This window comes from Paenibacillus pasadenensis, assembly GCF_002864175.1.
GTDB lineage: Bacteria > Bacillota > Bacilli > Paenibacillales > Paenibacillaceae > Paenibacillus_O > Paenibacillus_O pasadenensis.
Genome location: NZ_NFEZ01000004.1, coordinates 1,102,915 through 1,120,001 on the forward strand (window position 1 = coordinate 1,102,915; position 17,087 = coordinate 1,120,001).

General features: G+C 63.5%; 17 protein-coding genes. 12 read left to right on the forward strand and 5 right to left on the reverse strand.

Annotation, left to right across the window (positions count from 1 at the left end; all coding sequences use genetic code 11):
* Positions 1-35 precede the first annotated feature (35 nt).
* Genes B8V81_RS14370 through B8V81_RS14380 form a run of 3 tightly spaced genes read left to right on the forward strand, consistent with a single transcriptional unit; the run spans position 36 to position 3,006 of the window.
* On the forward strand, positions 36-1,256 hold the full coding sequence (locus B8V81_RS14370) for a quaternary amine ABC transporter ATP-binding protein (protein WP_101808594.1): 1,221 nt from the start codon (positions 36-38) through the stop codon (positions 1,254-1,256).
* Positions 1,231-2,076 carry an ABC transporter permease gene (locus B8V81_RS14375; protein ID WP_028598076.1) on the forward strand — a complete coding sequence of 282 codons (846 nt, stop codon included), beginning with the start codon at positions 1,231-1,233 and terminating at the stop codon, positions 2,074-2,076. The genes B8V81_RS14370 and B8V81_RS14375 overlap by 26 nt, the downstream gene beginning before the upstream one ends.
* Before the next feature lie 18 nt (positions 2,077-2,094).
* Positions 2,095-3,006: a glycine betaine ABC transporter substrate-binding protein gene (locus tag B8V81_RS14380; RefSeq protein ID WP_101809416.1), complete on the forward strand. Its 912-nt coding sequence runs from the start codon at positions 2,095-2,097 to the stop codon at positions 3,004-3,006.
* Positions 3,007-3,094: 88 nt separating this feature from the next.
* Here the strand turns inward: B8V81_RS14380 and B8V81_RS14385 are convergent, their stop codons facing one another.
* Positions 3,095-3,991: a LysR family transcriptional regulator gene (locus B8V81_RS14385; protein ID WP_101808595.1), complete on the reverse strand. Its 897-nt coding sequence runs from the start codon at positions 3,989-3,991 to the stop codon at positions 3,095-3,097.
* A 130-nt stretch (positions 3,992-4,121) separates the two neighbouring features.
* Between B8V81_RS14385 and B8V81_RS14390 the strand changes: the two genes are divergently transcribed.
* Both B8V81_RS14390 and B8V81_RS14395 read left to right on the forward strand, forming a co-directional pair.
* Positions 4,122-5,207 (forward strand): polysaccharide deacetylase family protein, encoded by a 1,086-nt coding sequence (locus B8V81_RS14390; RefSeq protein WP_101808596.1) that lies wholly within the window; start codon positions 4,122-4,124, stop codon positions 5,205-5,207.
* Complete coding sequence (locus B8V81_RS14395; protein ID WP_244912766.1) at positions 5,204-6,457, forward strand: YbfB/YjiJ family MFS transporter; 1,254 nt, start codon at positions 5,204-5,206, stop codon at positions 6,455-6,457. The genes B8V81_RS14390 and B8V81_RS14395 overlap by 4 nt, the downstream gene beginning before the upstream one ends.
* A gap of 40 nt (positions 6,458-6,497) precedes the next feature.
* On the opposite strand, the gene B8V81_RS14400 is transcribed toward B8V81_RS14395, so the two are convergent.
* Entirely contained in the window at positions 6,498-7,196 is a 699-nt protein-coding gene (locus tag B8V81_RS14400; protein ID WP_101808597.1) for a hypothetical protein, read from the reverse strand.
* A 175-nt stretch (positions 7,197-7,371) separates the two neighbouring features.
* Here B8V81_RS14400 and B8V81_RS14405 point away from each other — a divergent pair, with 175 nt between their 5' ends.
* Positions 7,372-8,703 (forward strand): outer membrane protein assembly factor BamB family protein, encoded by a 1,332-nt coding sequence (locus B8V81_RS14405; protein ID WP_180968451.1) that lies wholly within the window; start codon positions 7,372-7,374, stop codon positions 8,701-8,703.
* Between the two features lie 83 nt (positions 8,704-8,786).
* Here the strand turns inward: B8V81_RS14405 and B8V81_RS14410 are convergent, their stop codons facing one another.
* Positions 8,787-9,935: a copper amine oxidase N-terminal domain-containing protein gene (locus B8V81_RS14410; protein WP_101808599.1), complete on the reverse strand. Its 1,149-nt coding sequence runs from the start codon at positions 9,933-9,935 to the stop codon at positions 8,787-8,789.
* A 188-nt stretch (positions 9,936-10,123) separates the two neighbouring features.
* On the opposite strand from B8V81_RS14410, the gene B8V81_RS14415 reads away from it, so the two are divergent.
* From B8V81_RS14415 to B8V81_RS14430, 4 genes are all read left to right on the forward strand, one after another.
* Positions 10,124-10,366, forward strand: a complete 243-nt coding sequence (locus B8V81_RS14415) for a type II toxin-antitoxin system Phd/YefM family antitoxin (RefSeq protein ID WP_101808600.1) — start codon at positions 10,124-10,126, stop codon at positions 10,364-10,366.
* Positions 10,363-10,788, forward strand: coding sequence for a type II toxin-antitoxin system VapC family toxin (locus tag B8V81_RS14420; protein WP_101808601.1), 426 nt, complete (start codon positions 10,363-10,365; stop codon positions 10,786-10,788). The genes B8V81_RS14415 and B8V81_RS14420 overlap by 4 nt, the downstream gene beginning before the upstream one ends.
* Positions 10,789-10,824: 36 nt before the next feature.
* Positions 10,825-12,063 (forward strand): multidrug effflux MFS transporter, encoded by a 1,239-nt coding sequence (locus B8V81_RS14425; RefSeq protein WP_244912767.1) that lies wholly within the window; start codon positions 10,825-10,827, stop codon positions 12,061-12,063.
* Positions 12,064-12,577: 514 nt separating this feature from the next.
* The gene (locus B8V81_RS14430) at positions 12,578-13,900 is read left to right on the forward strand and encodes an MFS transporter (protein WP_180968452.1); all 1,323 of its coding nucleotides are present in this window, start codon (positions 12,578-12,580) and stop codon (positions 13,898-13,900) included.
* A 55-nt stretch (positions 13,901-13,955) separates the two neighbouring features.
* On the opposite strand, the gene B8V81_RS24885 is transcribed toward B8V81_RS14430, so the two are convergent.
* Complete coding sequence (locus B8V81_RS24885; protein ID WP_127464482.1) at positions 13,956-14,207, reverse strand: hypothetical protein; 252 nt, start codon at positions 14,205-14,207, stop codon at positions 13,956-13,958.
* Positions 14,204-15,220 carry a nucleotide-binding protein gene (locus tag B8V81_RS14435; RefSeq protein ID WP_028598070.1) on the reverse strand — a complete coding sequence of 339 codons (1,017 nt, stop codon included), beginning with the start codon at positions 15,218-15,220 and terminating at the stop codon, positions 14,204-14,206. Before B8V81_RS14435 ends, B8V81_RS24885 begins: the two co-directional genes overlap by 4 nt.
* Before the next feature lie 255 nt (positions 15,221-15,475).
* Here B8V81_RS14435 and B8V81_RS14445 point away from each other — a divergent pair, with 255 nt between their 5' ends.
* A complete protein-coding gene (locus B8V81_RS14445; protein WP_101808603.1) occupies positions 15,476-15,889 on the forward strand; it encodes an acyl-CoA thioesterase in 414 nt (137 codons plus the stop codon).
* Positions 15,890-15,912: 23 nt separating this feature from the next.
* Entirely contained in the window at positions 15,913-16,692 is a 780-nt protein-coding gene (locus B8V81_RS14450; RefSeq protein ID WP_028598067.1) for a Cof-type HAD-IIB family hydrolase, read from the forward strand.
* Positions 16,693-17,087: the final 395 nt, after the last annotated feature.

A 17,087-nucleotide genomic window follows, 5' to 3' on the forward strand; every position in this document is an offset into this window, starting at 1 on the left:
GCCGATGGGGCCGCGGCGCAAGGAGGTGCAGGCATTTGCCCATCATTGAAGTCAAGGACCTGACCAAGGTATTCGGCGAGGATCCGAAACGGATTTCCGCCCTGCTCGGTCAGGGCTGGTCGAAGGACCGCATTTTCAACGAGACGAAACATACGGTAGGGGTCAATCGGGTGTCCTTTTCGGTGGAGCCGGGCGAGATCTTCGTCATCATGGGGCTGTCCGGCAGCGGCAAGTCGACGCTCGTCCGGCTGCTCAACCGGCTGATCGAGCCGACATCGGGCATGATCGAGATCGACGGGCAGGAGATTACGCGGCTCGGGGCGGATCAGCTGAGGACCGTGCGGCAGAAAAAGATCAGCATGGTGTTCCAGAAGTTCGCCCTGTTCCCGCATCGCACGCTGCTCGAGAACGTGGAGTACGGGCTCGAGGTGCAAAAGGTGCCGAAGGCCGAGCGGGAGCCGAAAGCCCGCGAGGCGCTGAAGCTGGTCGGCTTGGAAACGCGGGCGGACAGCTATCCCGACGAGCTGAGCGGCGGCATGCAGCAGCGCGTCGGGCTGGCCCGCGCGCTGGCGAACGATCCCGACATCCTGCTCATGGACGAGGCGTTCAGCGCGCTCGATCCGCTGATCCGCAAGGACATGCAGGATGAGCTGCTCGATCTGCAGGACACGATGAAAAAGACGATCGTCTTCATCACGCATGACCTCGACGAGGCGCTGCGCATCGGCGACCGGATCGCCCTCATGAAGGACGGCGCGATCGTGCAGATCGGCACGCCGGAGGAGATCATGGTCAATCCGGCGAGCGAATACGTCGAGCGCTTCGTCGAGGATGTCGATCTGTCCAAGGTGCTGACGGCGGCGCATGTGATGCGCCGGCCGGAGACGATCGGCATCGACCGCGGCGCGCGGGTCGCGCTGCAGCTCATGCGGGAGAGCGGCATCTCCAATCTGTTCGTCACCGACCGCAGCCGCCGGCTGATCGGCGTGCTGACGGCGGAGGACGCCTCGGAGGCGGCGCGCCGCGGCTTGCCGCTCGAGGACATCGTCATCCGCGATGCGCCGACGGTCGCTCCCGGCGTGCTGCTGAACGAGCTGTTCGAGCTCGTCGGCAGCAGCAAGGTGCCGGTCGCCGTCGTGAACGAGACCGGCCGCATTGTCGGCGTCATCGTGCGCGGAGCGGTGCTCGGCGCGCTGGCCGGACATGTGCCGGGACGGGAGGTGGACGGAGATGCTTCCGAAACTTCCGCTGGATAAATGGGTCGACGCGGCGGTCGACTGGATCGAGAGCAGCCTCGGGTTCGTGCTCGATCCGATCGCGGCCGGCATCGAAGGCGCGGTCGAGGGCATTTCCTACGTGCTGCATCTGCTGCCCGCGCTGGCGATGATCGTGCTGCTGGCCGCTCTCGCCTGGCGGTTCATGCGCTGGAAGATGGCGCTGTTCACGCTCGTCGGACTGTTCCTGATCGACAACCTCGGGTACTGGGACCATACGATGGATACGCTCGCGCTCGTGCTGACGTCGGCGATCGTAAGCATCGTCATCGGCATCCCGATCGGCATCGCCTGCGCCCGCAGCAAGCGGACGCAGCAGATCGTGACGCCGATCCTCGACTTCATGCAGACGATGCCGGCCTTCGTCTATCTGATCCCGGCCGTGACGTTTTTCAACCTGGGCGTCGTGCCCGGCGTCATTGCTTCGGTCATCTTCGCCGTGCCGCCGACGATCCGGCTGACGAACCTCGGCATCCGCCAGGTGCCGGCCGACCTCGTGGAGGCGGCCGACTCGTTCGGCTCGACGCCGGCGCAGAAGCTGGTCAAGGTGCAGCTGCCGCTGGCCGTGCCTTCCATCATGGCGGGCATCAACCAGACGATCATGCTGGCGCTGTCGATGGTCGTCATCGCGTCGCTGATCGGCGCGCAGGGCATCGGAGCGGACGTCTATCGGGCGGTCAGCCAGATCAAGACCGGCAAAGGCTTCGAGGCGGGGCTGGCGATCGTCATTCTGGCGATCTTCCTGGACCGCCTGACGCAGCATCTGGTCAAAGGAAAAAGACAAGCAGACAGGAGAGGGTAAACGTTGAACAAAAAATGGATGAAGACGCTTGGAACCGCCGCGATCGCGACGGCGCTGGTCTTGGCAGGCTGCTCGTCGAACGGCAATGAGGGCGCAAACGCAGGCGGAGAAGCGTCCGGGAGCGGCGGCAGCGGCTCCATCGGCGCGGCGGTAGGCCACAAGATCATCGGCATCGACCCCGGCGCCGGCCTGATGGCCGCGGCGGACCGCGCCGTCACGGACTACGGCCTGACGGACTGGACGCTCGTCGAGGGCTCTTCGGCGGCGATGGCCGTCGCGCTCGACAAGGCGGTCAAGAACGAGGACCCGATCATCGTCACCGGCTGGACGCCGCACTGGATGTTCGCCAAGTACGACCTCAAGTACTTGGACGATCCGAAGAAGTCGTTCGGCGAGGACGAGGAGATCCGCACGGTCGCCCGTCTCGGCCTCAAGGAAGATGCTCCGTCGGCCTATGCCTTCCTCGACCGCTTTGAGTGGACCGACGCCGACATGGCGAAGGTGATGGCGGCCGTGCAGGAAGGCGCGGAGCCGGCCGATGCTGCCGCCGCCTGGGCGGAGGACAACGCGGCGATGATCGACGGCTGGGTCGACGGCATCGAGCCGGGCGCCGGCGAGACGATCAAGCTCGCCTACGTCGCCTGGGATTCCGAGATCGCCAGCACGAATGTCGTCGGCTGGGTGCTCGAGCACCGGCTCGGCTACAAGACCGAGCTGATGCAGGTCGAGGCCGGCCCGATGTGGGCAGGCGTAGCCGGCGGCGACGCCGACGCGATGGTCGCGGCCTGGCTGCCGATCACGCACAAGGACTATGCGGAGCAGTACGAGGGCAAGTACGAGGACCTCGGCGCGAACCTGAAGGGAACGAAGCTCGGCCTGGTCGTGCCGTCGTACATGGACGTCTCGTCCATCGAGGATCTGGCCGGCTGAGGAGCCTCGCCGGCAGGAAAGCCGTTTCGAGCCATGGAGACATGGCTCGAAACGGTTTTTTTTGCATCCGGGGGCGAGAGCCCGGAGCTTACCCGGCGTTCGGGACGGGCTCTCCGATGCCTCGGACCGCCTCCATCAACGACAGGGCCGCCTTGCCGAGCAAAGGCTTGGTTCGGGAAGCGAGGCCGACCTGCACGACGGGCTCCAGATCGGCCAGCGGCCGGATGGACAAGGAGCCGTCCTGCTCCAGCCCGCTGTACATCGGGACGATGCCGATGCCGAAGCCGGCCTTGACCATTCGCTGGATGACGTAGAAGCTTCCGACCTCCCGGCAGGCGATCCGGTCGCGTCCCGTCGGACCGATCGCCTTGTCCCAGAGCTCCCGATAGATGCAGGTCGGCTCCTTGACGAGCACGGCATGGCCCGCCAGATCGCGGGCCTCGATGCGGTCTCGGCCGGCCAGCGGATGGCTCTTGCGCAGCATGACCCCCAGCCGCTCCTCGATCAGCGGCTCGAACTCCAGCAGGAGCGCGGCCGGCGGGGCCGAGCAGATGCCGAAGTCCAGCTCGCCGTCCCGAACCCGCTCCGCGATCGACCGGCTGCCGCTTACTTCCATCGACACGTCCACGTCCGGCCGCTTCATGCAAAAATCCGCGACGACGGCCGCGAGCTGCTGGCTGGCGACCGGCTCGATCGCGGCGAAGCGCACCGAGCCGCTCTCACCCGCCGCAATATCCGATACGGTCTGCCTCATCGTCCCGATCGACTTCAGCAGCGCCGCGGCCTCCTGCTGCAGCCAGCGGCCGGCCTCGGTCACGATCATGCGCTTGCCGTCGCGCAGGAACAAGGAAGCGCCGAGATCCGCCTCGAGGCGCTGGATCTGCAAGGTGACCGTAGAGGGGGCGTATTGGAGCTCCTCGGCGGCTTTCAGGAAATGTCCGAGACGCGCGCAGGCCTCGAAGGTTTTTAAGGCACGAAGATCCATGGCTCTCTCCTTTGTTTGCGTTTATCGAATGAATGGTTCATATTATTCAATTTTACAAAACATTCCTCGCCTTTTACAATAGGGCCGACGGCATCCGCATGGAAGCGATGCCTCCAAAGGGGGATGCACCATGACAGCGGCAACAATAACTCGCGGCAATCCGGAGGCGGCTGTATGCGCCTTTACATTCGATGACGGTCCGATGCGGATCTCGATCGACGCCTGGCTCGAGGCGCTCGAGCAGGGGGGCGCGCGAGGGACGTTTTTCCTGACGGGCGAGTGGTTCGACCGCCATCCGCAGAAGGCAAGGGAGCTGCTGGCCAGAGGCCATGAGCTCGCCATGCATACGTACCATCACCGCCGGATGGCGGAGGTGAGCCGGGACGTCTTTTTCGAGGAGCTGCAGCTGGCCGAGCTCGCTTATCAGGAAGCGACGGGCCGGCCGGCTCCGGCGATCTTGCGGTTTCCTTACGCCTCTTATCGGGAAGAGAACCTGGAATGGCTGCGGGAGTGGGACTACCTGCTCGTCGAAGGGGAGGATACGGTCGACTGGTCGGGACCGCCGAGCGCCCAGCTCGTGGAGCGGGCGATTCCGGCGCTGATCCCGGGGGCGATCCTCGTGTTCCATGCCAACGAAAACGCAAAAGAGACGCCGCAGGCGGTCCGCTCGCTCGTCCGCCATGCCCAAGCCGAAGGCCTGGCCTCCGTTCCCGTCTCCGAGCTGCTGCATGCGGACGGCATCCCGATCCGCGAGCGCGCCTGGCAGGTCCGCTTCAAGGCGGATCCTTCGAGCGCGTTCCTGGGCGAGCAGTGGAGACGGGTGGAGGAGGGCGAGGAGCTGCGCAGGCTGGCCGCCGATTCGCTGGAATGGGGGAATCCGAAAGCTCCGACGGGAGCCGGCGCTTACGGGAAATGGCTGGAGATGCTCTCCGCCGCCGTCCAAGCGGAGGGGGCGACGCGGTTCGCCGCCCGCAGCTTCGCCGGCCAGCATTGGGCGTACGCGCGTGCTTCGGTCAAGGGCGGCACGCTGGTGCTGGAGGACTTCGCGACGAAGGAGGCGCATGCCGATGCCTTGGTCTATGTGCTGCAATGGGCGGCTCAGGAGGCATCCGCCGCAGGCTGCGAATGGATCTCGACCGCGCTGGACATGCGCCGCATCCGCAAGCTTTGCGAGCAGATGGGCATCGAAGCGGAGATCGTCCGGTTGCACGGATGACGGCTGCGACGGAGCAGGGGGCCGTCCTGGAGATGCGCTCCGCGTTCAATCCGCTCACGCTCTGGGCGTCGCTGCTGTTTGCCGTCATCCTCGGCTTTTCCCGGCTGTCCTACGGCATGCTCCTGCCGGGCATCCAGAGGGCGATCGGGGGAAGCTACGGCCAGCTGGGGACGCTGGGCACCGTCAACTTCATCGGGTATTTGGCCGGAACCTTGAGCCTCCCTCTGCTGATCGCGCGGTTCCCCGGCCGCAGGGCGGCGATGAACCGGGCCTCCTGCCTGCTGCTCGGTCTGACGCTGATCGGCTCGGCGTTCAGCGGGCGCCTCGTGCAGCTCGGGCTGTGGCGGCTGGCGACCGGCTGGCTGTCGGCGTTCGCGACCGTGCTGGTGCTGTCGATCGCGCTGGATGCCGTCCGGCCGGAGGAAAGAGGGACGGCCTCGGGCCTCATCTGGCTCGGCGGCTCCGCCGGCATTCTGCTGACGGGATTTCTCGCCCCCTTCGCCATCGATCCTGCGCGCTTGCAAGGGTGGAGGCATGCCTGGGCGCTCATGGGCGCATTCGGCATCGTGGCCGCCTGCGGATTCGAGCTTTCCGCGAGGAAAGCCGCAGCCCATCCCGCAGGCTCCCGGCCGGAGCCGCAGCAGCACGATGCGAGCGAAAGGGCATATCGCCTCCTGCTCAGCCCGAAGAAGCATCTGCTGCTGGTCGCTTCGTATTTCTTTTTCGGCTGGGGCTACATCATCTACTTCACGTATCTGATTCCCTATGTGACGAGCAAAGGCGTTCCGACCCTCTATGCCGGGCTGATCTGGTCGGGAATCGGCTTCGCCGGCTTGTTCAACGGATGGATCGGAGGCAAAGCGATCGACCGGTGGCCGAGCGGGCATACGCTTGCGATCGGATTGGCGCTAGGGACGCTCGGCGCGGGCGGGGCGATTTTCGACGAGATGTGGGTCACCGTGATGGGAGCGGCAGGGGTCGGGCTCGTGTCGTTCATTACGCCGCCGCTCATGACGACGGCGCTGCTTCGCCGGCAAGTCCCGCACCATGCGTATGCGGCCTGCCTGAGCCTGGCGACGGCTTTTTTCGCCTCGGGACAGATCATCGGCCCGATCGTCGGCGGCGCGGCGGTCGAACGGTACGGGCTGCAGGCCGGGGTCGCGTCCAGCGCGATCTTCATGGCGATCGCAGCGGCGCTGGCGGCTTGGTACGGGCGGCAGCAGCGGCGGGAGCGGGCGGAGCAGGCGTGACGGTCAGCGGGGAGGCGGCGAGGCGAGATCGGAGTGCCGGTCAGCGGCGAGGCGGCGAGGCGAGATCGGAGTGCCGGATCTCACGGAACCAGAGCTCGGGGAGGTCCATCGGCTCCGCTCGGCCATGGGCGTAGAAGAGGCGGACCGAGCCGGGATCGACGGATTCCGGCAGGCGGAAGGAGACGATCTCCGGCCGTGCCGGATCGACGGGAATCAGGTAGGCTGGAGCCGCAGGCGGATCGGGCAAGGAACGACCCCACGCGACGAATTCGCTGCGCAGCCGGCGAGTCTCCATGCTCTCCGATTGGAGAGCGGGAGAGGCATCGGCTGGAGTCGTGCCGTACGGGAGCACGAGCAGGACCGCATCGCGGCCGAGATCGGAGCCTTCGGGCTCGCGCTGCCAGACCGGCTGAATCTCGTAGAGGCCACGATCGACGGACAGCCGGAAGGCGATGTCGCCCGGCTGAGAGCGCGGGCCGTCCACGCTGCCGAGCAGGCTGAAGCCGATCGAGGCGAGGCCGAGCGCCAGCACGAGCAGCATGCCGAGCAGGATCGGACCTGCGCTCCGCAGCATGCGGAGGAAGCCGTGATCGGCGGGTTTCGCGAGGGGGTCTGGAGCGGCGGCCGTGCCGCCGGGCTTGCGCCGCGTCGCCGCGAGCAGCCAGCCGAGAATGGACAGCAGCACGAGGCAGGCGGCTGCAAGGGCGACCGAGCCGGTCGACAGCAAGAGCGATTTCATTTGCGATCAGGCTCCTTCCACGACGCGCAACCTTTTGCCGGATGGCTCGTCTAGATATGGGTGCAACTGGAAATGGGAGTCGCCCTATTAGACCGAGCAGGCCGTTCGAAAGGCTTCTTCTTCGGCCGGTCGTGGAGAGGAGTCATTTTAAATGATTGATTTTCGCAGGAAGATAATGGTCTCGAAAGCTTCTCGTCGAGCCGGCTGCGCCATCCTCGGCGCCGCGCTGCTGCTCGTCCCTGTCCTGTCTGCTGCGCCGGTGCGAGCGGAAACGCCGTCGCTGTCGGTTTCGGGCTATGCCCCGGCGGAGCGGACCGCTCCATTGGCGAAGCCCCTATGGACGGCTTCCATCGATGTACCAGGAGCGGACGGCTTTTTCTATGAAGGCAACGCGGCGGCAGAGAACGGCATCGTGTACGCGATCTCCGGCTCGAAGCTCGTCGCCCGCAGCGCGGCTGACGGCAAGGTGCTTTTCTCTTACGGAAAGGACCTGAGGCCTTTCGTCAAGCTGGCTTCGGATCTGGCGGTCGTCGTCCATAAGGACGGCCGCATCGCGGCGCTGTCGGCTGCCACCGGCAAGAGGAAATGGATCTCCCAGGCCGGCATGCAGGCGGACGGCCGAACTCCGTTCATCGGAAAGGACCGCATCTATGCGCTCAACGACGATGGCCTGACCGCGCTGCGCGCCTCCGACGGGAAGCGGTTGTGGGCGGACGTCAAGGAGCCGATGGGCATGGGACCGTACAGCTTGTCCGAGCATGATGGAGTGCTGCTTTTGACGTATGTCGTATCCGGAGCGATCACCTCGACCCAGCTCAATGCGGTCGACGCGGCGACGGGCAAGCTGCTGTGGACGGCGAACCGAACAGGCGCGCCTCTGCTCGTCCGGGACGGGCTCGTTTATACGGTGAAAGAGATGTGGATGCTCGCGGACATGGATCGTACGCCCGAGCGGCAGATTGAGATGCCGGTGCTGAGCCTGAGGAGCGGAGCCGTCAAGGGAACCCGCCTCTACGACTATGAAGTGGAAGGCTCGCCGCCTTATCCGATCCGCAGCCCGATCCTGGCGCTGGATAAAAACGACCTGTACGTGGACGGGGGCGGCGCGAAGCTGTTCAAGTTTGATTTCAAGTCTTATGCGGCAGGCGCCAAGCCCGTCGAGACCTACTTCAAGCGGAATGAGCGGATGCAGCTGGCCGGGCCGCCGCAGGGAGGGCGCATTTTGCTGGTCAGCCAGGATAACGGCGGCTTGTATGGAATCAAGACGGCCAACGGCCATCCGGTGACGTGGCTGGCCGACAACCCGGTCGTGCGCAGCGAGATTTACGGGAACCGCATCTTCAGCGCGCAGTCGGACGGGTATCTGTACGGCTTCGACCTGCAGACGACGGAGCCGCTGCTCAAGGTGGCGACAGGCTCGCGCGAGTACGGGCCGACGCTCAAGACAGGCGATGTGCTGATCGTGCAGACGAAGGGCAGGCTTATGGCGGTGAAGCTGCCTCGCTAGCGCAGGGAGCATGCCGAACATCCGCATTGAAGCAAAGGCCCGTTGAAACTCTTCTCAAGGAGAGCTTCGACGGGCCGTTGCTTTTATCGCGTCATACGCTCGTGGCGATGCCCCTTCAGATCGAGCTGATAAAACCCGAACGTTTTTTTCCTTTCTTCCGAGCTTAGATTCCCGGAGCGTTGATAGCCGAAGGTAGAGATGCCGTCATCCGTGATCGGCCATTCATAGGCTTTGCCCAACGTGTCAAAGCCGTAATAATAGCCGGGCTCCCCCAAAAAGTCCGCCGCCCATTTCCCGTCGTGGAACGTTGCCGCTTTCAGATTGGTCGTTTCATGGGCATTGAGCAAGCCGCGCTCATAGCTTGTCAAAAAGTAGACATCGTCCCGATACGTTTTCACTGCCTTGATCGGGGCTTTTTCAACCGCTACCCGGGTGATCGTTTCTCCATCCACACGATATAAAATAATTTCCTGAGTCGTGCCGAAGGCATAATTCAAATAAAAATGGCCTATGTCGGTATTGAACCAGATGTCCCCGAGCCGAACCTCGTTTTTCACCGGAACATAGTCATGATAGACAAAAGGATGGAAAGAGTAAAAATTAGTGCTGATGAACAATTGGCCGTTTTCTTTGATGAAGCTCGTAAAGCGGTCGCTGTAAACCATGGCTTTTCCTTGGTAAAGCAATTGACAGACGAGCATGAGGCTGGAGTTTTCGATCGCCGCGGCATCAGCATCCCGGATGACGATCAAGCTGTAGGGCTGGAAGGTTGTCTTTTTCAAATAGACGACTTTTTTATCAAGCGCCTCGCCGATCTGCCTCAAGGGAATATAGGTGAATTGGTTGTACCGGATTGCTGCTGCATCCATCTCGTGCGCGCGGCCATCTATTGAAATCGTCTTTTTTCCAGCTTGAAGGAGAATCGACTTGCCGGCGTATTGGATCGTGATGGATTGGTCTTTCGGATGGAAAGCAACCTTAGCGCCCAATCCTTCCGACACAAAGCGAAGGGGGACCAATGTCCTTCCCTCTCTGACGATCGGCTGGACGCCGGAGACATCGTGCCCGTTGATGAACGCCAAGGAGCTTTCGGGAGAAAGGATCAAGCTGCCTTTCAAGTCCGTTTCCGTTACGTCTTCATAAACGTCATAAAGCGGGCTTGCGTAGGCCGGGCAGCTGAACGCCAGGAGCAAGGCTGAAGCGAACAGCAGGACAATCATTTTTGCTTTCATCGTGCACCTCAATTTTATCGGAGTTGAATGTTGATGAAATTCTTACATAATTTGGTGATGATTGAATTTTACTTTATTTCACTCCATGGGGCTAGCATAGCTTCCATTTTGGGCGAATGAAACGCTAAGGATGTGCTATACTAATTATAGCTAGACAGTCTAGCCGATTGCGATTGGAGGAGATTTTCATGATGCAGTGGCAGCTTCAAGACGCTAAGAATCAATTAAGCTCCGTCGTGAAGAAAGCAGCCGATGAAGGCCCCCAAATGATAACGGTACGGGGGATGCCTGCAGCAGTCGTTCTGTCGATGGAAGAATATCAACGTTTAACGAAACCGAAAACGCGTCTGACGGATTTTTTCAAGGACTCTCCTCTGTACGATCTCGATTTGGATCGAAGCCAGGATATCGCCCGGGAAGTTGATTTATGAATTATCTTCTGGATACGAACGTAATTTCCGAACTTGTAAAGAAGGAACCCGATTCAGGCGTCCTACGCTGGATTGATGAACGAGACGAATCCACACTATTCTTAAGCGTCATCACGTTTGGAGAATTACAAAAAGGGATTTCCAAATTAAGCGACAAAAACCGTGCCGAACGATTGCAAGTCTGGATCGACCAGGACTTGAGCAGTCGGTTTGACGGGCGAGTTCTCCCCCTTGATCTGGATACCCTGCTTGCGTGGGGCAGCATCCAGGGACAAGCGGAAAGAAACGGAACGCCGCTGCCGGTCATGGACAGCCTGATTGCAGCTACAGCCATTGCCCATCATTTAACGGTTGTAACCCGCAATGTGCATGACTTGGAGCGTTGCAAGGCTTCCGTTTTCAACCCATGGATAAACAAGTAATCCAAAGCATCGACAATTCGAAAGAAGGAACTTGACTTGAATCCATCAAACCCGCCGAATCCAGCTGAAGCGTCCGTCGCGGCATCGGCGCCCGCCTCGCGCAACTGGGGGCTGGCCGTCATGCTCGGATCGCTGACGGCGATCGGCCCTTTCTCGCTCGACATGTACTTGCCGGCGCTCCCGGAGCTCACCCGCGATCTCGGCGCCTCCGAGTCGCTCGGCCAGCTCAGCCTGACCGCCTGCCTGGTCGGCCTCGCCGCCGGCCAGCTGCTGGCGGGACCGCTCAGCGACGCGATCGGCCGCAGGCGTCCGCTGCTGCTGGCGCTCGGCATCTACGCGGCCGCCTCGCTGCTTTGCGCGCTGAGCCCGACGATCGGCATGCTGCTGCTCTGCCGGCTCGTGCAGGGGCTGTCGGGAGCGGCCGGCATCGTCATCGCGCGCGCCGTCGTGCGCGACCTGTATTCCGGCCGGGAGATGACGCGCTTCTTCTCGCGCCTCATGCTCATCAACGGAGCGGCCCCGATCCTCGCGCCGATCTTCGGCGCCCAACTGCTGCGCTTCACCGACTGGCGCGGCACGTTCTACTTCCTGACGGTCCTCGGCGTGCTGCTGCTCGTCTCGGCGGCGCTAGCGCTGCCGGAGACGCTGCCGCGGGAGCGGCGTACGACCGGCGGGCTGGGGCAGACGCTCGGCAACTTCGGCCATTTCCTCCGGGACCGCTCCTTCATGGGCGTCGTGCTGACGATGAGCCTCGTGTCCGGCGCGATGTTCGCCTACATCTCCGGCTCGACGTTCGTGCTGCAGGGCGTGTACGGCGTCAGCTCGTCCGCGTACGGCTTCATCTTCGCGGCCAACGGGATCGGCATCATCCTCGCCTCGCAGCTGACCGGCCGGCTCGTGCTGCGCTACAGCACGGAGCGGCTGCTGCGGACCGGCGTTTGGTTCGCGATGGCCGGCGGAGCCAGCCTGCTGCTGTCGGCGCTGCTGGACCTGGGGCTGTGGGCGGTGCTCGCCTCGTTGTTCGTCGTCGTCTCGAGCGTCGGCATCGTCGGCACCTGCGCCTCGTCGCTCGCGATGGAAAACGCCGGCCAAGCCGCCGGCAGCGCCTCGGCGCTGCTCGGCATGCTGCAGTTTCTGACCGGCGCGCTCGCCTCGCCGCTGTCCGGACTCGGCGGCGTATCGAGCGCGCTGCCGCTCGCGCTCGTCATCGCAGGCGCCCAGGCGCTCGCGCTGCTGGCGATGGCGGCGCTGCTCGGCCGCCGACGGGCGGCCTGAGCGGTGATTCCACCGCTTTTACGTCGGAGTTACGCGGAAAAACCGAGTAACAAGGCTCGAACAAGTGCCTTCACGTCGGAGTTACGCGGAAAAACCGAGTAACAAGGCTCGAACAAGTGCCTTCACGTCGGAGTTACGCGGAAAAACCGAGCAACTGGGCTGGAACAAGTGCCTTCACGTCGGAGTTACGCGGAAAAACCGAGTAACTAGGCTCGAACAAGTGCCTTCACGTCGGAGTTGCGCGGAAAAACCGAGCAACTAGGCTCGAACAGGTGCCTTCGCGGCGGAGTTACGCGGAAAAACCGAGCAACTAGGCTCGAACAGGTGCCTTCACGTTTTTTGCCCTGCCTCCATCCCGTCTCCGTCCCCGCCCGCCTCCGTCTCGGGACCGAGTCCCTTCGCAGGCCAGGGAACGAGCGCAGGTTCATCCCCGCGCCGCTTCATCGGACACGGCCTCCCATCCTATACTTGGAAGCAGATGAACTACTTCCCCGGAAAAAGGATGGGATCCGCCATGATCGAATTGTTCCGCAACCGCACGTTCGCCCGCTTGTTCTTCGCAACGGTCTGCTCGCAGCTGGCCGCGACGATCGGCATGATGGCGTTCGCGTTCTACCTGCTCGACCGCTTCTCCAGCCAGCCCGCCTACGCGACGGTCGCCGAGATGATGTACTCCGCGCCGACGCTGCTCGTCTTCCTGTTCGTCGGCGTGTTCGCCGACCGCTTCGACCGCAAGCGGATCGCCGAGAACTCGCTCTGGATCCGCGCCGGCCTGTCGGCGCTCATCGTCGGAGCCATCGCCTCCGACGTCTGGATCCCGATGATCTTCCTGCTCCTTTTTCTCCGCAGCGCGGTGACGAAGTTCTACTATCCGGCGGAAAGCGCCATGCTGCAGGGCATCCTGCATGACAGCCAGTACGTCAGGGCGGCCGGCCTCAACCAGTCGATCATGGGCGTGTTCATGCTGTTCGGCACGGGACTCGGCGCGCTCGTCTACCACTCGGTCGGCGTGCTCGGCGCAGTGACGGTCGATCTGATCGGCTTCCTGATCGGCGCGCTGCTGCTGCGGGGACTGCGCGTGCCGGAGGCGGTCCGCCTGCCGAACGGCCGCAGCCGCCTTTCCTCGCTGCGCCTGCCGTCGGTATGGGGCGATTTTCGCGAAGGCCTCCGCTACATCCTGAGCCGCAAGCTGCTCGCCTCGCTGCTCGCCGGCTTCATCCTGTTCGGCCTCATCAACGGCTGCTTCGCCATGCTGCCCATGCTGACGATGAAATACAAGCTCGCCGGAGAGAACTATCCGTTCTACGTCTCGATGTTCTCGGTGTTCATGGGCGTCGGCTTCCTGATCGGAAGCACGATCGGCTCGGTGCTCGTCGGCAAGTTCGCCCTGCACAAAGTCATCATCGCCTGCATGTCCGCTGCGGCGGTCTGCGTGTTCGGCCTCGGCTGGTCGACCTCGCCCTGGGCTTACCTCACTTTCACCTTCGTCGCGGCGCTGTTCCTCGCTCCGTTCAATATCGCGATCGGCGGCTGGCTGCCGAAGCTCGTCGCGCCGGAGAAGATGGGGCGGGTCAACGCCTGGATCGACCCGATCATGATGGGCGGCCAGACGCTGATGCTCGGCCTGATCGCCTGGCTGTTCCCGAGCCTGTTCTCGGTCGAGGGGCTGCATCTGTTCATCGGCGCGCTGCTGCTGGTCGCGGCCGCCATCTATTTGGCGACGCTGCCCCGCTTCGTCCGCGAGGAGGAGCGGGAGGCGGCCTCCGCAGTCGCCGCTGCTCCGGCTGCCGCCGCTCCGGCCGCCGCCGCTGCGGGCTCGACTGCCGTGTCCGGCTGATCTGTCAGCCAAACGAAAAGAGCGCATGGCCGAGGCCATGCGCTCTTGCATTTCGTTAGCGGGCGAAGGACGGCTTCCGTTCGGAAACCGGGCCCCGTACGATCTCGATAAACTCCACATCGGCGCCCTCGACGGAAGGCCCGACAAACACCCGGCTGCCGACGACCGCTGCAGGGTCCTCCGCCAGGCTGCCCATCATCGGCCTGAGCCGACGGGCGGCTGCGGCCCGAGCTCCTGCCTGGCCGGCGCGGCTGCGGCCGTTGATGGATCCGAATCCACGACTATTCGACTTGCCGGTACGCTTCATCTCGAATCGCCTCCGATCAGGCTGCGGACGGTCGCCAGAAGATCGTCGTTCATCTCGACAATCTCCTTCAATCGGGCGGCGGCCAGAGGCCGGCTGCCCGAAAAATGGACCGACAGAACATGTTCACTACCCAAAGGATAACACAGGACATGCACGTCAGCAATCGCCCTGCGGCTGAAGAAGCTCCAGCGTCCGTCCAGATGGACCCTGACGACGATGATCGGCTCGTCCTCCGCGGATCTCCCCTCGTCGGCGCGGATCGGGAACGTCCGGCCGCGGCCTACGTTGCCGCCGACCTGGCGGATATGCCCGTCGTCCGTGAGCTTCCAGAGCGCGGCGCCTGTCGTGCGGTAGCCGGCCGGAGGGAGGATGGAATTGCGGATCGCCTCGGCGTAGGCGGCATAGCGCTGCTCCGCATCCGCGATGTCGACGTTTTTGAGGAACTCCCAGAAAAAATGCAGCACGCTGTCCTTGCGCTGGACGAGCGTCTCGCTCTCGGCGAGAATCTCATGGCGCTGCTTGAACGGGCCTTCGCTGCGCATCGCCGTCAGGATCCGCCCGCATGCCGTGGATACCCCGCTGTGCGGACCTCGCGAATGAGCGGCGTCATAGCGGAGCAGGGTGAGGCCGTCCAGATCGGACGGCAGATGGATCGAGGCCGGGCCGGCCTCCTTCGGCTGCGGCACGACGCTGGGCACGAGGCAAAAGACGCGCCTGCGTCCGAGCCGCCCCCAGAACAGCCCCATTTCATACAAGGTGTTGTCGCGGGTGATGAAGTGCGTTTCATTGCGGATGGTGGCGACGTCCTCGGCGGCAAAGACGAAGATGCCGAAGTCGTTCGCATCCAGCTCGCGCTCGAGCGCCTCCATCGTATAATCGTTCGCTTGGAACGTATTGGCGTACCAGGCGTTCACCTCGACCTGCCTTTCGATCGCTTCGGCGACCGCCCGCGCGATCGGGATCGCTTCGGCGGAGCTGCCGATGAACGCCCTCGGCCTCCTCGATATCGTCATTCAAGCATCCCCTTCAAAGGCATGAACTTCCAAAACCGCTCGCAAAAGTAAGTATACAGGCCCGTCCCGATGCGGGAAAGAGCCTGCTCTCGATGCCCGGCCTCGAAGAGCGCCCGGGGAGGCGCTTTGCCCCTGTCCGGAACCTGTGTTATCCTGTCTGTGATTGGCCCGCTGGGCGGCAACGCTTTCATGATCCATCCGCCGTCGGCGGATTTTTTGCCGTATCCGGCGGAGTGGCGGGGAGGAGGGCTCGGGATGCCATCGGAGCTGGAGCTGGTCGTCCGCTCGACGGAGATCGACGTCAACGGGCATGTGAACAACGCGAAGTATCTGGAGTATCTGGAGTGGGGCCGGGAGGACTGGTATGAGCGCGCCGGGCTGGATTACGCGGCTTTTCTGGAGCTGGGCATCCAGACGGTGACGGTCAACGTGAACATCAACTACCGCCGCGAGTGCGTGCAGGGGGAAAAGCTCGTCGTTCGCACGTCCGCGCTGCGGATCGGACGCACGAGCTACGCGCTCCGTCAGGAGCTGCTTGATGCCGGCGGCGCGGCGCGCGCTGATGCCGAGGTGACGAGCGTCTGCCTGGACGCGGCCGAGCGCCGGAGCCGGGAGCTGCCGGAGCGGCTGCGCGCGGCGCTGGCGGCGGACGGAGCGGCCACCGCTTAAGAGACATTCAAGGGGGACTATCGATGACAGGCAAACTGATTTTTTTCGACGTGGACGGAACGCTGCTCGACCATGACAAGCGCATCCCGGCTTCGGCCAAGCAGGCAGTGCGCGAGCTGCAGGACGCCGGACACGAGGTGGCGATCGCCACGGGCCGCGGCCCGTTCATGTTCCGGGAGATCCGCGAGGAGCTCGGCATCGACTCGTACATCAGCTACAACGGCCAGTTCGCGGTGCGTCGGGGAGAGGTCATCCTGCGCAATCCGATCCGTCCTGATCTTGTGCAGAAGATCACCGAGCGCGCGCTGGAGCTCGACCATCCGATCGTCTACATGAACGACGAGGCGATGAAGGCGAACATCGAGCGCCACGACTACATCGAGGAGAGCATGGCCTCGCTCGAGCTCGTCGACAAGACGATGGCCTGGGACAAGGACTACCATATCGGCCGCGAGATCTACCAGTGCCTGCTGTTCTGCACGATCGGCGACGAGATGAAGTACCGCGAGGAGTTCCCGGAGCTCGGGTTCATCCGCTGGCATCAGTTCTCGATGGACGTGCTGCCGCTCGGCGGCTCCAAGGCGCAGGGCATCGAGACGTACCGCAAGCTCGCCGGCGTGCGCCCGGAGGATGTGTATGCGTTCGGCGACGGGCTGAACGACATCGAGATGCTGCAGACGGTGCACAACAGCGTCGCCATGGGCAACGCGGTCGAGAGCGTGCAGAAGGCGGCGAAGCATGTGACGAAGGATGTGGCAGAGGACGGCATCCGGCATGGGCTGGAGCTGGTGGGGCTGCTGTAAAGATTGGGAGTTGGCGGGGCGGCTGTAAAGGATGGGAATCGGGCTTGGGCGCGGAATGGCGTCTGGGCCTTTTTTTGTTGGGAGGGCCGGCTGCGCTGCGCGGCAGCGTGCGGTCGGGAGGCGCAGGGGCTGGCTGCGGGCTGGCTGCGCTTCGCGTGCAGCTCGGCATGACATGCCGAGAGCGAACCCCCGCTGCGCGGGCAGTCCCTCCCTCCGATTGCTCTGAACCCCGGATTCCTTGATCCTCCGGAGCAGTCTCTGCAAGCAGGGCGGACTGACCGCCGCATGCTTCGCAGAGTGGTGAAGGCCAGCAACTTGTTGAAGCGCCGGAATCATGTCGAAGGCCTGTCGCGCAAGGGGACCAGGGCTCTTGGCGACGCATGACGAAAAAGAAT

Excerpts from the sequence above, each read along its gene's own strand:
- B8V81_RS14430 (WP_180968452.1), top strand. The coding sequence starts at position 12,578 with ATGATCGAATTGTTCCGCAACCGCACGTTCGCCCGCTTGTTCTTCGCA.
- B8V81_RS14420 (WP_101808601.1), top strand. The coding sequence starts at position 10,363 with ATGAATTATCTTCTGGATACGAACGTAATTTCCGAACTTGTAAAGAAG.
- B8V81_RS14395 (WP_244912766.1), top strand. The coding sequence starts at position 5,204 with ATGACGGCTGCGACGGAGCAGGGGGCCGTCCTGGAGATGCGCTCCGCG.
- B8V81_RS14400 (WP_101808597.1), bottom strand. The coding sequence starts at position 7,196 with ATGAAATCGCTCTTGCTGTCGACCGGCTCGGTCGCCCTTGCAGCCGCC.
- B8V81_RS14415 (WP_101808600.1), top strand. The coding sequence starts at position 10,124 with ATGATGCAGTGGCAGCTTCAAGACGCTAAGAATCAATTAAGCTCCGTC.
- B8V81_RS14450 (WP_028598067.1), top strand. The coding sequence starts at position 15,913 with ATGACAGGCAAACTGATTTTTTTCGACGTGGACGGAACGCTGCTCGAC.
- B8V81_RS14405 (WP_180968451.1), top strand. The coding sequence starts at position 7,372 with ATGGTCTCGAAAGCTTCTCGTCGAGCCGGCTGCGCCATCCTCGGCGCC.
- B8V81_RS14410 (WP_101808599.1), bottom strand. The coding sequence starts at position 9,935 with ATGAAAGCAAAAATGATTGTCCTGCTGTTCGCTTCAGCCTTGCTCCTG.
- B8V81_RS14375 (WP_028598076.1), top strand. The coding sequence starts at position 1,231 with ATGCTTCCGAAACTTCCGCTGGATAAATGGGTCGACGCGGCGGTCGAC.
- B8V81_RS14445 (WP_101808603.1), top strand. The coding sequence starts at position 15,476 with ATGCCATCGGAGCTGGAGCTGGTCGTCCGCTCGACGGAGATCGACGTC.
- B8V81_RS24885 (WP_127464482.1), bottom strand. The coding sequence starts at position 14,207 with ATGAAGCGTACCGGCAAGTCGAATAGTCGTGGATTCGGATCCATCAAC.
- B8V81_RS14380 (WP_101809416.1), top strand. The coding sequence starts at position 2,095 with ATGAAGACGCTTGGAACCGCCGCGATCGCGACGGCGCTGGTCTTGGCA.
- B8V81_RS14385 (WP_101808595.1), bottom strand. The coding sequence starts at position 3,991 with ATGGATCTTCGTGCCTTAAAAACCTTCGAGGCCTGCGCGCGTCTCGGA.
- B8V81_RS14390 (WP_101808596.1), top strand. The coding sequence starts at position 4,122 with ATGACAGCGGCAACAATAACTCGCGGCAATCCGGAGGCGGCTGTATGC.
- B8V81_RS14435 (WP_028598070.1), bottom strand. The coding sequence starts at position 15,220 with ATGACGATATCGAGGAGGCCGAGGGCGTTCATCGGCAGCTCCGCCGAA.